Here is a 12,877-nt window from a genome sequence, read left to right as displayed (position 1 = left end):
CCGCCTCAGCCCTTCACCGCGCCGATCAGCACGCCCTTGACGAAGTGCCGCTGGATGAACGGGTAGACGGCGACGATCGGCGCGACGGTCAGCACCACGACCGCCATCTTGACCGCCTCGGTCGGCGGCATGGTCACCCCGCTGCTGCCGCCGGAGGTGTGCGGGGCCTGCCCGGCCAGCAGGTAGCTCTGCAGCACCCGCTGGATCGGGTACATGTCGTTGCGGTCGATGAACAGCAGCGCGTCGAACCAGACGTTCCAGTAGCTGACCGCGTAGAACAGGCCGACCACGGCGATGACCGCGCGGGACAGCGGCAGCACGATGCGCGCGAGCGTACGGAAGTCGCTCGCGCCGTCGATGCGGGCGCTGTCCAGCAGCTCCGACGGGATGCCCTGGAAGAACCCGCGCACCACGACCAGGTTGAACACGCTGATCGCCGGTGGCAGGACCAGCGCCCAGATGGTGTCCTTCAGGCCGAGCCCGGTGACCACCAGGTAGCGGGGCACCAGCGGCGGGTAGACCAGGAACGGGATCAGGAAGTACGCCAGCAGCCAGCGGTGCCCCAGCGAGCCCGGCCGGGACAGCCCGTACGCGGCGAGCACGGTGACCGTCAGCGCGATGGCGGTGCCGATCACCGTGACGAGCGTGCTGATCCAGAGGGCCCGGGTGACAGCACCCCCGGCGAAGATCGTCTCGTACGCGGACGTGTCGATGCCCCGGGGCACGACCACCAGGCCGCCGGCCCGCGCGATGGTCTCCCGCGAGGACAGGCTGGTCACCAGGATCACCCAGAGCGGGAACAGCACGCCCGCCACGAGCACTGTGAGCACGACGGCCTTGAGGCCCTGCCCGACCGGGGTGGGCGGTTCCTGCCACACCGGCCGGCGGGATCGGTCGCCGGCGACCCGGCGGATCAGCGTGGTCATGACTTGGAGTAGATCCCTCGTTCGCCGAGCATGTGCGCCACCCGGTTGGCGGCCAGGATCAGCACCAGCCCGATGACGGCCTTGAACAGTCCGGCCGCGGCGCCGTACCCGTAGTTCCCGGTGGCGATGGAGAAGTGGTAGACGAAGGTGTCGAGCACCTCGGCGGCCTGCCGGCCGACGGCGTCGCGTTGCAGCAGGAACTGCTCGAAGCCGACTGAGAGCGCGTCGCCCAGGCGCAGGATGAGCAGCAGCACGATCACCGGTCGCAGACCGGGCAGCGTGATGTGCCACAGCCGCCGCCACCGGCCGGCGCCGTCGGCGGCGGCGGCCTCGTAGAGGTTCTGGTCGATGGTGGACAGCGCGGCCAGGAAGACGATGGTGCCCCAGCCGACGTCCTTCCACACCGCCTCGACGGTGACCAGCACGATGAACGTGTCCGGGTTGGTCATCACGTTCCACGGCTGCATCCCGGCGTCGCGCATGGTCTGGGCGAGCAGCCCCGCGCCGCCGAGCATCGCCACGAAGAACGTGACCACCAGCACCCAGCTGAAGAAGTGCGGCAGGTAGACGATGGTCTGGATGAGCCCGCGCAGCCGGCTGGACAGCAGGTTGTGCAGCGCGATGGCCAGCAGGATCGGCAGCGGGAAGAAGAAGACGAGCTGGAACGCGGTGATCGCCAGCGTGTTGCGGAACGCGTCCCAGAACGCCGGGTCGGAGAACAGCAGCTGGAACTGGCCGAAGCCGATCCAGTCGCTGTGCGCGAACGCCTGCCACGGGTTGTCGCCCAGGTAGGGGTTGTAGTCCTGGAACGCGATGACGTTGCCGGCGATCGGCAGGTAGCTGAAGACCAGCAGGATTCCGAAGCCGGGCGCCACCATGGCGAGCAGCTGCCAGTCCCGCCGCAGCCGGGTGCGCAGCGGCACCCGGCGGCGGCGGGGAGGTCGGCCGGGCGGTCGGCCGGGCGAGGCCGGGGCGTCCGGCCGGGCCCGCTCGGGCCCGGCCAGGACGGCCGGCTCGCTCATCGGCCCGCCTTGGGCAGCGCGTCGGCGAGCAGCTTCCGGGCCTCTTCGCCGCCGGCGGCCTTCCACTCCTTGACGATGGCGTCCACGTCGCTCAGCGGTCGGCGGCCGCGCAGCACGTCGGTGAACTTGTCCTCGGTGGGCACCTGGTTGGCCTTGTACGCGGCGGGCATCTCCAGCTTCACCCCGGCCCACGGGTTGGGCTCCATGTGCTTGACCATCTCGTTGGAGTACGCGAGCACGTCCGGCACGAAGCGCGGGGTGTCCGGGAACGGCCCGATGGTGGGGTTGCGGCCGCTGATGAAGAAGTACTGGTTGGCGATCTCCTTGAACGCCAGGTCGGTCTTGACCGGCCCGTTCGGCGACGGGTTGTGGTGCTTGCCCGCGACGCCGAAGTCCCGCAGCTGCGCCTCCTGGCTGCCCAGCGGCGCGGAGCACCAGTTGATGATCCGCAGCAGCTCCTGGACCCGGTCCTTGCCGAGGCCCTTCTTGACGAACGTGTAGGAAATCGGCTCGTCGTCGCCCCAGACCAGCGGGTCGCCGCCGGTGGCGGAGAAGATCGGCACCGGCTGGATGTTCAGCTTGGGGTTGGTCTTCTGGTGCTCGGCCTGGGCGCCCTGCCAGAAGCCGACGCCGTCCTGGAGGAACACGATCGCGCCGTTCTTGGCGAACAGCTGCTTCGCGTCCGCGCCCCTGCTGGCCACGATGTCCGGGTGGACCAGGCCGTCGGCGTAGATCTTGGCCATCACCTCCAGCGCGCGGCGGAACTCCGGGGTCTCGTACTTGAACTCGGGGGTGCCGTCGGACTTGACCCGCCATCCGCCCTTGTGACCCGGCACCTTGTGGAACATCTGGATCATGGCGAAGACGTCGTTGAACGCCCACACCTTGCGCGCCGGGTCGGTCACCTGCTTGGCCACGGCGAGCAGGTCGTCCAGGTTCGCCGGCACGGCCAGGCCGCGCGCGTCGAGGACGTCCTTGCGGGTGAACAGCGCCCACGGGAACGGCCCGTCGGTGGGGTTGGGCACGGACATGAGCCGCTCGTTCCAGACCGCGCGCCGCCAGGCCCCGGTGGGGAAGCTCGCCAGCATCGGGTACGCGGCGGCGGCGTCGCCGCTGAGGTGGTCGGTCAGGTCCTCGAAGAGCACCTTGATGGCCTCGGCGAAGCGCGGGATCTTCTCCACCTCCCACCCCGGTACGCACAGCAGGTCCGGCACGTCGCGCGCGCCGAGCATCGCGTTGAGCTTGTCGGCGTACGTGTTGCCGTCCTGGATGGTGAAGTTGACGGGCGTGCCCAGCTCGGCGTTGACCGCCTGGAGGTAGGCGCTCTGCGCGACGCCGGGCGGCGCCGGGCCCCAGGCGGGGGTCATGGCGGTGACCTGCTTGCCGCTGGTGCCGGGCTTGTCGGTGACGGCGTCGACGAGGCTGGCCGGGTAGCGGGTGTAGCCGTCGGGCACCGGCCGGGTGCCGACGATGTCGGGCTTGATGCCGCCGGGCAGGTCCTTGTGGTTGGGCAGCAGGCCGGAGACGGCGTCGAGGTTCTGGGCGGCGCCGGTGCCGGCCGGCTTCTCCGAGCAGCCGGCGAGCAGCGGGCCGGCGGTGGTGGCGGCCACGCCGAGGCCGACCAGGCCGAGGAAGCGACGGCGGGAGGAGCCCGGGTCGGGGTGGTGCGCGGTCATCGGTCCCCCTTCGGGAAGGGATGCGCAGTGGATTAGTTCGTATGGATGGTCAACAAACTAATCACGACCGTGAGCTTGCACAAGGGTGGACCGGGCGGGACGACGGGTCAGGCCGGGCAGCGGTCGGACAACGCGTAGCGGGTGAGCACCACGTCGCCGATCTGGCGTACCTCGACCACCCGGGCCCGACGCCCCGGGTGCCACGGGAAGCGGCCGTCCCCGACGAAGCGCGGCGCCCGACGGTCCCCCACGAAGAACGGGGCGACCACCAGGTGCAGCTCGTCGGCCAGGCCGGCGGTGAGGAACTGGCGGTGCATCGAGCCGCCGCCCTCCACCATCAGGCGCGTCACGCCGCGCCCGGCCAGGTCGGCCACCACCGCCTCCGCGGTGGCCGGATCGCCCGCGTCGACCACCGTGGACACGGCGCCGACCTGCTCACGGGCCTTGTCCACCACTCCGCTCGGGCAGTACACCAGCTTGAGCCCGTCACCCATGGTGAAGAAGCGCGCCCCCGGGTCGAGGTCGCCGCTGCCGGTGACTGTCACCTTCACCGGCGACGGGGGCAGGCCGCGCGCCACCCGCTCGGCGCGCCGCCGCTCGCTGCGCACCAGCAGGCGGGGGTCGTCGCGGCGCACTGTCGCCGCGCCCACCAGGATCGCGTCGCACCCGGCCCGGGTCGCGTCGACCCGGTCCAGGTCGTCGTCGTTCGACAGCAGCAGCCGGTCGGTGGTCGCGTCGTCGATGTAGCCGTCGATCGACATCGCGCAGCTGAGCAGGACGTACGGGCGGGTGGTCACGGCACGAACGGCAGGTCGAGGGCGTGATCGGCGCGGGTCACCTTGGCCGCCAGGTAACCGGCGTTCGCCGGCGACAGGTGCACGCCGGTGGACACCCGGTCGGCCACCGTGACGCCCAGCCGTTCGAGCTGGGCCGCCTTGTCCGGGTTGTTGCTGAGCAGGGCCACCCGGTCCACGCCCAGCGCGCCGAGCATCTGCGCGGCCACCGTGTAGTCACGCTCGTCCGCGCCGCGCCCGAGCGCCAGGTTCGCCTCGTACGTGTCGAGGCCGTCGTCCTGCAGCGCGTACGCGTCGAGCTTGGCGTACAGGCCGATGCCCCGCCCCTCCTGCCGCAGGTAGAGCAGGTAGCCACCGGCCTCGGCGATGCGCTCGACCGCCTCGCGCAACTGCGGCCCGCAGTCGCAGCGCTGGCTGCCGAACACGTCCCCGGTGAGGCACTCGCTGTGCGGGCGGACCAGCGGCGGGTCGGCGTCGACGTGTTCACCGAGCCCGAACGCCAGGTGCTCGCGCCCGTCGACGAGACCGTGGAAGGTGTGCACGCGCGCGGTCGTCACGTAACCGTCGGGGAACCGTAGCGGGACCGTCACGCGGGTCCGGACCGTCGCGGTGGGCAGGGTTTCGTCCATGGTTCTCCTGTCGTCCGGTCGCCGGGCGGACCCGGCGACGCACACCTCGCTCCCCCACCGTAGGCGGGATCACCGACAGTTGCCGGGCTCCCGCCGGGGCATCCGCCGTGCCAGCAGCACCGCGGCGCCGGGCAGGCTGGCCACCAGCACCAGCGCGCCGTACACCGTGCCGGTCGCCACACCCTGCGCGGCGGTCAGCCCGGCCGAGGCGAACGCCCACGCGGCGACCCCCTCGCGCGGGCCGAACCCGCCCACGTTGAGCGGCACCGCCATGGCCAGCAGGGCGAGCAGCGTCAACGGCAGCAGGCGGGACAGCGGGGCGTCCGTCCCGGCGGTGCGGGCGGCCACCACGAACGTGGCCAGGTGGCCGGCGAACACCACAGTCGAGGCGATCACCACACCGGCCCAGGTCCGGCGGCCCAGCACGCCGGAGCGCACGTCGGCGACCACGGTCCGGGCCGCCCGCGCCCAGCGGGACGCCCCGGAGCGGGGCACCGCGCGGGCGGCCAGCGCCAGCGCCAGCGCCACCACGGCCAGGCCGGCCGCCAGCCACGGCAGGTACCGGCGCACCGGTGACGGGAACGCGGCGAGCAGCGCCACCGCGATGACCACCTGCACCACCTGACCGGCGGTGCGCTCCCAGACCACCGCCCGTACGCCCCGGGCCACGTCCCCGGCGTCGCGGCCGTGCCGGACCGCCCGGTGCACGTCGCCGAGCACGCCACCGGGCAGCGTCGAGTTCAGGAAGATCGCCCGGTAGCAGTGCGCCACCGCGGCGCGCATCGGCAGCCGTACGCCCAGCCCGCCGGCGACAAGCGACCAGCGCCAGGCGCAGCAGACGGTGGTGATCACGCCGATGCCGAGCGCGGCGGCCAGCGCCGGCGCGTCGATCAGGCGCAGCCCGGCCAGGAACGGACCGGTGCCCACTGACGCGACGAGCACGGCGAGCACCGCGAGCCCGAGCAAAGGGCGGATCCAGGCCCGGCGCACCCGGGCCCGGCGCGGCGGCGCGGGCGTGACAGCCGGTACGGGTCCGGCGACGGCGACGGCGACGTGTGACAAACGGTCCTCCCTTGTTCCCACCGGTTGTCACGTGCCAGCAGCCGGTACGGTTCAGCCGGCGAGCAGGTCGGCGTGGTGCAGCACCACGTCGAGCCGGCCAGCGGCGGCCTCGGCGAGCCGCCACTTCTGATACGTCCCGGCGGGCCCGGACAGATGCGGTAGTTCCTCGACCGCTGCGGCGACCCAGCCGGTGAGCCATTCGGCGGCCAGTTCCGCCTGCTCCGGGCCGAGCCGCCACGGGGTGGGGCGCACCACGACCTCGACGCCGTGACGGGAGAACGCGGCCACGGCGGCGTCCACGGCGTCCGGCCCGAGCAGCGCCCGGCCGTCGACGGTGCGCCGCTGGTGGGCGTTGAACGCGGCGGTCAGCTCGGCGTCGAGCGGGTGCGGCGGGGTGAACTCGGCCCGCCCGCTGACGGTGAGCGCGAACAGCGTCGGGTGCCCGGCGCAGGCCGCCGCCATCCGCTCGACCTCCTCGGCGGTGAGCATGTCCAGCAGCGCGGACGCGGTGACCAGGTGCGCGCCGGCCAGGTCGGCGGCGGTCAGCCGGGTGATGTCCGAGTCGAGCGTCGTCACGGTGACCTCGGCCCCGTCGGCGGCGGTGAGCCGCGCCGAGCGGGCCAGCGCCAGCAGGTCCCGGTCGCGTTCGTGCAGCACCCAGCGTTGCGGGCCGGGCAGCCGGGGCGCGAGCCAGCGGGCCATCGAACCGGTGCCGCTGCCCAGGTCGTGCACGACGAGCGGCCGGCCGGCGGGCATCCGGTCGCGGACCGCGTCGGCCAGCTCGGCGCTGCGGGCCGCCGCGTCGGCGGGCTCTCGCAGCCGCAGCCAGTCCGCGAAGCCGGGCGGGAGTGAGGTGGTCATGCCGCGGTCGCCTCCTTCAGCGCCGTCGCCAGGCGGTCCACTGTGACCGGCCAGCCGGTGAGGGTGTCCCGCCGCTGCCGGGCGGCGCGGCGCAGCCGGTCCCGCAGGCCGGGGTCGGTGAGCCAGCGGCGCAGCGCCGCGGCGGTCGCGCCCGGGTCGTCCGGTGGCACCAGCAGGCCGGGCCGCTCGCCGCCGGGCGCGTGCCCGAGCGTGGCCGGCAGGCCGCCGGTGTCGCTGGCCAGCACCGGTACGCCCCGGGCCAGCGCCTCGGTGACCACCATCCCGTACGTCTCCTGTCGCGAGAGCTGAACCAGCAGATCGGCGGCGGCGTAGGTGGCGGCCAGGTCCGGCCGGGTACGGGGGCCGGTGAGCCGGACCCGGGCGCCCAGGCCCTCGGCGGCGAGCCGCCCGCGCATCCGGTCGGCGAAGGGCCGGTCCCGCTCCAGCGGTCCCACCCAGTCGCAGGTCCAGTTCAGGTCCGCCACCTCGGCGAGCGCGGCGGCGAGCACGTCGTGGCCCTTGACCGCCGTGACGGCGGCGACGCAGAGCAGCCGCCCACCGCCGGGCGTGCCGGGGGCGACGGGCGCCGGGTCGACGCCGGGTGGGGCGGCCGTCACCAGTTCGGGGCGCAGCCGGTAGCGGTCGAGCAGCCGGCCGCGGGTCCACTCGCTGGTGGCTACCACTGCGGTGGCCGCCGCCAGCGCCCGTGCCTCGGTCTCTCCCTCGATCGGCAGGTGCACCAGGATCACCAGGCGCAGCCGCGCGGCGTGCGGGGCGAGCACGTCCGGCACTGTGGAGGCGACCAGGCCGTCGAGCAGCACCGTCGCGCCGTCGGGGAGCCCGCCGAGCAGTCCGGCCAGGTCGGCGCGCTCGCGTGGCCCCGGGTGCGGCCAGCCGCCGGGCACCTGGTGTTCCCGGACCGTCCAGCCGCGTCCGGCCAGGCCACGGCAGACGTGCCGGTCGTAGGCGTTGCCGCCGCTGGGGTCCGCCGGGTCGTCGATGTCACCCGGCAGCACCACGTGGACGACGCTCATCCGGTCAGAGCGACCGCTCGTAGCTCGCCCAGGCGATGTGTGACTCGTGCAGGGTGACGGTGATCCCGGTCAGGCCGCGCGCCCCCTCCCCCAGCCGGCCGGCCGTCACCGCGTCGGCGAGCCGGTCGGCCACCGTACGGGCCAGCACCTCGGTGGTGGTGTTCACCCCGGTGAAGGCGGACTCGTCGTCGAGATTGCGGTAGTTCAGCTCGCCGAGCACGGCCTTGAGCTGCTCGGTGGCCAGCCCGATGTCGACCACGATCCCGTCGTCGTCCAGTTCCGGCCGGCGGAACGTGGCGTCGACGACGAACGTCGCGCCGTGCAGCCGCTGGGCCGGGCCGAACACCTCGCCGCGGAAGCTGTGGGCGACCATGATGTGGTCCCGGACGGTCACGCTGAACACGTTCACTCCTCGCCGTAGGTGATGAGATGGCACAGCGCCGGAAGACGGCCCGAGGCGAGCCGGTCCAGCACGTCGGGCAGGTCGTCGAAGCGGGACCGGCCGGTGAGCAGCGCGTCGAACGCCGGGTCGGCGAGCAGGTCCAGGGCCAGGGCGAGCCGGTCGGCGTAGCTGCGGTCGGCGCGCCGGGGCGACACCGTGCCGACCTGGCTGCTGCGGATGCGCAGCCGTCGGGAGTGGAACGCGCCGCCGAGCGCGAGCGTGACCGGCCGGTCGCCGTACCAGCTCAGCTCCAGCACGGTGCCCTCGGGACGCAGCAGCTCCAGACCGCGCTGCAGCCCGTCGGCGGTGGCGCTGGCGTGCACCACCAGGTCGCGACCGCCGGCCGCGTCGGCGGGCGCGGCGAAGTCGGCGCCGAGCGCGGCGGCCACGTCGGCGCGGGCCGGGTCGGCGTCGACCAGCTCGACCCGGACGCCGGGGAAGCGGGCCAGCAGCGCGGTGACCGCGCAGCCGACCATCCCGCCGCCGATCACCGTGACCCGGTCGCCGACCAGCGGCGCGGCGTCCCACAGCGCGTTCACCGCGGTCTCCACGGTGCCGGCCAGCACCGCGCGCTGCGCCGGCACGCCGTCCGGCACGACGGTCACGGCGTCGGCCGGGACCACGTACGCGCTCTGGTGCGGGTAGAGGCAGAAGACGGTACGGCCGAGCAGCCGCTCGTCGCCGGCCTCGACAGTGCCGACGCTGAGGTAGCCGTACTTGACCGGGGCGGGGAAGTCGCCCTCCTGGAACGGCGCGCGCATGGCGGCGTGCTGGTCGGCCGGGACACGGCCGGTGAACACGAGCGTCTCGGTGCCGCGGCTGACGCCGGAGAAGCGGGTACGCACCAGCACCTCACCCGGGCCGGGCGAGGCGACGCGCACCGGCCGGATCTCGCCCTCGCCGGGAGCGCGGAGCCAGAACGCCTGGGCGTCTACCGTCACGAACTCTCCTCTTCCCCGCATTCCGACCGAGTTGTCGATCATAAACACGGAAGCGGGGCGTCAACGGTTCGAACCGCCCGCGACCCGGTGCTCAGGCGGCGCGCCGCCGCTGCTCCGTACGCCACGTTTCCGGCTCGGCCCGGTCGGCGTGCCGGTCCCCGGCCAGCTCCATCGCCCGGTGGGCCGCCGTCAGCGCGTCGCACGGCGCGACCTGACCGTCACACAGCAGGCTCTCGCACCGGCCGGACTCGTCGGGCCGGTGCGCGACGGCCACGTCGTACGCGGCCCGCCAGAGCAACGGGTCGGTGACTCCCCGTGGCAGGTCGGCGTCCTGACTGGACCTGTTGCGGATCATGTCGGGCACCGTGTCCCCCTTTGCGTCGTCGCTACCGTCCCAGTGACCGGTTGAGCGCAGATCAAACCTCTCACCTGCGCACATGCCGCGACCAGCGGTGTTTGTCACGCCGGATAGGCGCGCGTCTCCGCTGCCTTGACCGCCGCCCAGACCGGCCGGCCGGGGATCAGCCCGAGGTGGGCCGCGGCGGCGGGCGTGACGTCGGCAGCCACCTCGACCGGGCCGGCCAGCTGCACGCGCAGGTTGTCGCCGTGGCGCTGCACGCCGGTGACGGTGGCCGCCCACACGTTGCGCGGGCTGCCCTCGGGCCGGGACGGGTGCAGCGCCACAGCGGCCGGCGGGTAGGCGACGAACACGTCACCGTGGACGGTGTCGGCGGTGGTGAGTGCCAGCTCACCGACGGTGACCGTGTGCCCGTCGGCGCGGCCGCGGTGCAGGTTCAGGCCGACCAGCCGGGCCACGTAGTCGGTGCGTGGCCGCGCCGTGACGGTTGCGGCGTCACCCTCCTGCACCACCCGGCCGTGCTCCACGATGACCAGCCGGTCGGCGAGCACCAGCGCGTCGAGGGGGTCGTGGGTGACGAGCAGCGTCGCGCCGGGATGCGCGCCGAGGTGGCGCTGGAGTTCGGCGCGGGTGTCCAGCCGGGTCCGCGCGTCGAGCGCGGCCAGGGGCTCGTCGAGCAGCAGCAGGGCCGGGTCGACGGCGAGCGCGCGGGCCAGCGCGACCCGCTGCGCCTGCCCGCCGGAGAGCTGCCGGGGCCGGCGCCGGGCCTGGTCGCCGAGGCCGACCCGGTCCAGCCACTCCTGGGCACGGGCGCGGGCGGCCCGCTTGTCGGCGCCCCGGCGGCGCGGCCCGAACGCCACGTTGTCCAGCGCGCTCAGGTGCGGGAACAGCAGGTAGTCCTGGAACACCACGCCGACCGGCCGCCGTTCCGGCGGCGTCCACATCCGGCGGTCCGGCCGGTCCAGGTCGGCTCCGTCGAGCGTGAGGTGCCCGGCGGTGAGCGGGTGCAGCCCGGCGAGCACCCGCAGCGCGGTGGTCTTGCCCGCGCCGTTGGGGCCGAGCAGCGCCACCACCTCACCGGCGGCGATGCGCAGCCGCACGTCGAGGCTGAAGCCGTCCCGCTCGGCGGCCAGATGCGCGTCCAGCAGCGCGGTCATGTGCTGCCGACCCACTTGTCGCGCAGGGCGGCGAGGATGACCACGGAGACGGTGAGCAGGATCAGGCTCAGCACGATCGCGGCCTGCAGGTCGGTCTCCAGCGCCAGGTAGACAGCCAGCGGCATGGTCTGGGTGCGGCCCGGATAGTTGCCGGCGAACGTGATGGTGGCGCCGAACTCGCCGAGTGCGCGGGCCCAGCAGAGCACCGCCCCGGCCGCCACGCCCGGGGCGACCAGCGGCAGCGTGACCCGGGTGAACGTGGTGAACCGCCCGGCGCCGAGCGTGGCGGCGGCCTCCTCGTACCGGGGGTCGGCGCCGCGCAGCGCCCCCTCGACGGCGATGACCAGGAACGGCATGGCCACGAACGCCTCGGCCAGCACCACCCCGGCGGTGGTGAACGGCAGCGTCACCCCGAACGTCTCGTCCAGCCACGAGCCGATCAGCCCGCGCCGGCCGAAGACCAGCAGCAGCGCCACGCCGCCGACCACCGGCGGCAGCACCAGCGGCACCGTGACCAGCGCCCGGACCAGCCGCCGCCCGGGGAACTCCACCCGGGCCAGCAGCCACGCCAGGGGTACGCCGAGCGCCACGCAGAGCAGCGTGGCGACGGTGGCGGTCACCAGCGACAGCCGCAGCGCGGTGAGCACACCCGGTTCGGTCAGCCGCCCGGGCAGCGTGGTCCAGGGGGCTCGCAGCAGCAGACCGGCCAGCGGCAGGACGAGGAAGGCCAGTCCCAGCCCGGCGGGCACGAGCAGGGCGACCGGCACCCGCTGCCGGCGTACCGTGCGGCTCATGCGCCGGGCGGCGCCTGGAACCCGGCGGCGGTGAGCACGGCGAGCCCGGCGTCGGAGCGGACGAAGTCGACGAAGGCGCGGGCGCCGGCCGGGTTCCCGGCGGCGCGCAGCACCACGATCGGGTAGTCGTTCACCGCGCGCGCGGACTCCGGGAACTCGACGGCGTCGAGCCCGGGAGCGGCGCGGACGTCGGTGCGGTAGACCAGCGCGGCGTCGACCTCGCCGAGGCGCAGCTTGGCCAGCGCGCCCTTGACGTCCTGTTCGAGCGTGGCGGGCGTGAGCCGAACACCGGCCGCGTCCAGCGCGGTACGCGCGGCGGCGCCGCAGGGCACCTGCTCGGCGCAGAGCGCCACCTTGACGCCGGGACGGGCGAGGTCGGCCAGACCGCCGACCCTGGCCGGGTTACCCCGGGGTACAGCCACGACGAGCTGGTTGCGGACCAGCACCGCCGGCTCGCCCGCGGCGTCACCGGCGTCGGTGACCGTCTTCATGGTGGCCGGGGACGCGGCGGCGAACACGTCGGCGGGCGCGCCCTGGGTGATCTGGGTGGCGAGCCCGGAGCTGCCGCCGAAGTTGAACCGGACGGTACGGCCCGGGTGCGCGGTCTCGTAGTCCTTGCCGAGCCGGGTGAACGACTCGGTGAGCGAGGCGGCGGCGAACACCGTCACCGGGCCGGCGCCGTCGGGCCCGGCCGGGGCGTCCGCGCCGCCGCAGCCGGTCAGGCCGAGCGCCGCCACCAGCGCGCCGGCGAGGGCGGCGCGGATCCACCGTACGGTCACGGGCTGGTCCTTCCCCTGGGGGTGGCACGCTCGACCACGACGGTGGTCGACTTGATCACGGCGACGGCGACGGCGCCGACCTGGAGGTCGAGGTCGTCGACGGCCTCGCGGCTCATCAGCGACACCACCCGGAACGGCCCGGCCTGGATGTCCACCTGGGCCATCACGGTGTCCTTGACCACGGCGGTGACGATGCCGCGCAGCCGGTTGCGGGCCGAGGACAGCTCGGGGTGGCCGGGGGCGCGGACGAACGCTGCGACGTCGGCGCCGTCGAGCACCCGGTGACCGTGCTCGTCGCGGGTGGCCGGCAGCTTGCCGGCGTCGATCCAGCGGCGGACCGTGTCCGCGCTGACCCCGAGCAGTTCGGCTGCCTCACCGATCCGGAACACCGTCACGCGCTCA

15 protein-coding genes are annotated in these 12,877 nt (G+C 74.2%); all 15 read right to left on the bottom strand.

What is annotated here, in order from left to right; translation table 11 throughout:
- Positions 1-5: 5 nt before the first annotated feature.
- Positions 6-926 (bottom strand): carbohydrate ABC transporter permease, encoded by a 921-nt coding sequence (locus tag A8711_RS14450; protein ID WP_043323451.1) that lies wholly within the window; start codon positions 924-926, stop codon positions 6-8.
- Positions 923-1,948 carry a sugar ABC transporter permease gene (locus A8711_RS14445; protein WP_069088489.1) on the bottom strand — a complete coding sequence of 342 codons (1,026 nt, stop codon included), beginning with the start codon at positions 1,946-1,948 and terminating at the stop codon, positions 923-925. Before A8711_RS14445 ends, A8711_RS14450 begins: the two co-directional genes overlap by 4 nt.
- Positions 1,945-3,624: an extracellular solute-binding protein gene (locus tag A8711_RS14440; protein WP_043323449.1), complete on the bottom strand. Its 1,680-nt coding sequence runs from the start codon at positions 3,622-3,624 to the stop codon at positions 1,945-1,947. The genes A8711_RS14445 and A8711_RS14440 overlap by 4 nt, the downstream gene beginning before the upstream one ends.
- 107 nt (positions 3,625-3,731) lie before the next feature.
- Positions 3,732-4,421 (bottom strand): RibD family protein, encoded by a 690-nt coding sequence (locus A8711_RS14435; RefSeq protein WP_043323447.1) that lies wholly within the window; start codon positions 4,419-4,421, stop codon positions 3,732-3,734.
- Positions 4,418-5,047 carry a GTP cyclohydrolase II gene (ribA, locus tag A8711_RS14430; RefSeq protein ID WP_030499246.1) on the bottom strand — a complete coding sequence of 210 codons (630 nt, stop codon included), beginning with the start codon at positions 5,045-5,047 and terminating at the stop codon, positions 4,418-4,420. Before ribA ends, A8711_RS14435 begins: the two co-directional genes overlap by 4 nt.
- A gap of 69 nt (positions 5,048-5,116) precedes the next feature.
- A complete protein-coding gene (locus tag A8711_RS14425; protein WP_176722819.1) occupies positions 5,117-6,037 on the bottom strand; it encodes a lysylphosphatidylglycerol synthase transmembrane domain-containing protein in 921 nt (306 codons plus the stop codon).
- 123 nt (positions 6,038-6,160) lie between these two features.
- On the bottom strand, positions 6,161-6,970 hold the full coding sequence (locus A8711_RS14420) for a class I SAM-dependent methyltransferase (RefSeq protein WP_064445681.1): 810 nt from the start codon (positions 6,968-6,970) through the stop codon (positions 6,161-6,163).
- Positions 6,967-8,004, bottom strand: coding sequence for a glycosyltransferase family 4 protein (locus tag A8711_RS14415; RefSeq protein WP_069088487.1), 1,038 nt, complete (start codon positions 8,002-8,004; stop codon positions 6,967-6,969). Before A8711_RS14415 ends, A8711_RS14420 begins: the two co-directional genes overlap by 4 nt.
- Positions 8,005-8,008: 4 nt before the next feature.
- Positions 8,009-8,407 (bottom strand): 6-carboxytetrahydropterin synthase, encoded by a 399-nt coding sequence (locus A8711_RS14410; RefSeq protein WP_043323437.1) that lies wholly within the window; start codon positions 8,405-8,407, stop codon positions 8,009-8,011.
- Between the two features lie 2 nt (positions 8,408-8,409).
- Positions 8,410-9,429: a zinc-binding alcohol dehydrogenase gene (locus A8711_RS14405; protein ID WP_369830112.1), complete on the bottom strand. Its 1,020-nt coding sequence runs from the start codon at positions 9,427-9,429 to the stop codon at positions 8,410-8,412.
- A 49-nt stretch (positions 9,430-9,478) separates the two neighbouring features.
- Positions 9,479-9,742 (bottom strand): hypothetical protein, encoded by a 264-nt coding sequence (locus tag A8711_RS14400; RefSeq protein ID WP_205796395.1) that lies wholly within the window; start codon positions 9,740-9,742, stop codon positions 9,479-9,481.
- A 104-nt stretch (positions 9,743-9,846) separates the two neighbouring features.
- Positions 9,847-10,902 (bottom strand): ABC transporter ATP-binding protein, encoded by a 1,056-nt coding sequence (locus A8711_RS14395; RefSeq protein WP_069088485.1) that lies wholly within the window; start codon positions 10,900-10,902, stop codon positions 9,847-9,849.
- Entirely contained in the window at positions 10,899-11,696 is a 798-nt protein-coding gene (locus A8711_RS14390; RefSeq protein ID WP_069088484.1) for an ABC transporter permease, read from the bottom strand. Before A8711_RS14390 ends, A8711_RS14395 begins: the two co-directional genes overlap by 4 nt.
- On the bottom strand, positions 11,693-12,475 hold the full coding sequence (modA, locus tag A8711_RS14385) for a molybdate ABC transporter substrate-binding protein (RefSeq protein WP_069088483.1): 783 nt from the start codon (positions 12,473-12,475) through the stop codon (positions 11,693-11,695). The genes A8711_RS14390 and modA overlap by 4 nt, the downstream gene beginning before the upstream one ends.
- Positions 12,472-12,870 carry a molybdopterin-binding protein gene (locus tag A8711_RS14380; RefSeq protein WP_043323433.1) on the bottom strand — a complete coding sequence of 133 codons (399 nt, stop codon included), beginning with the start codon at positions 12,868-12,870 and terminating at the stop codon, positions 12,472-12,474. Before A8711_RS14380 ends, modA begins: the two co-directional genes overlap by 4 nt.
- Positions 12,871-12,877 lie beyond the last annotated feature (7 nt).

Origin of the sequence: Micromonospora sp. II (assembly GCF_001709195.1) — a bacterium.
GTDB lineage: Bacteria > Actinomycetota > Actinomycetes > Mycobacteriales > Micromonosporaceae > Micromonospora > Micromonospora chalcea.
Note: the sequence above shows the minus strand (reverse complement) of the source record. Positions and strands in the feature narration are given on the sequence as shown.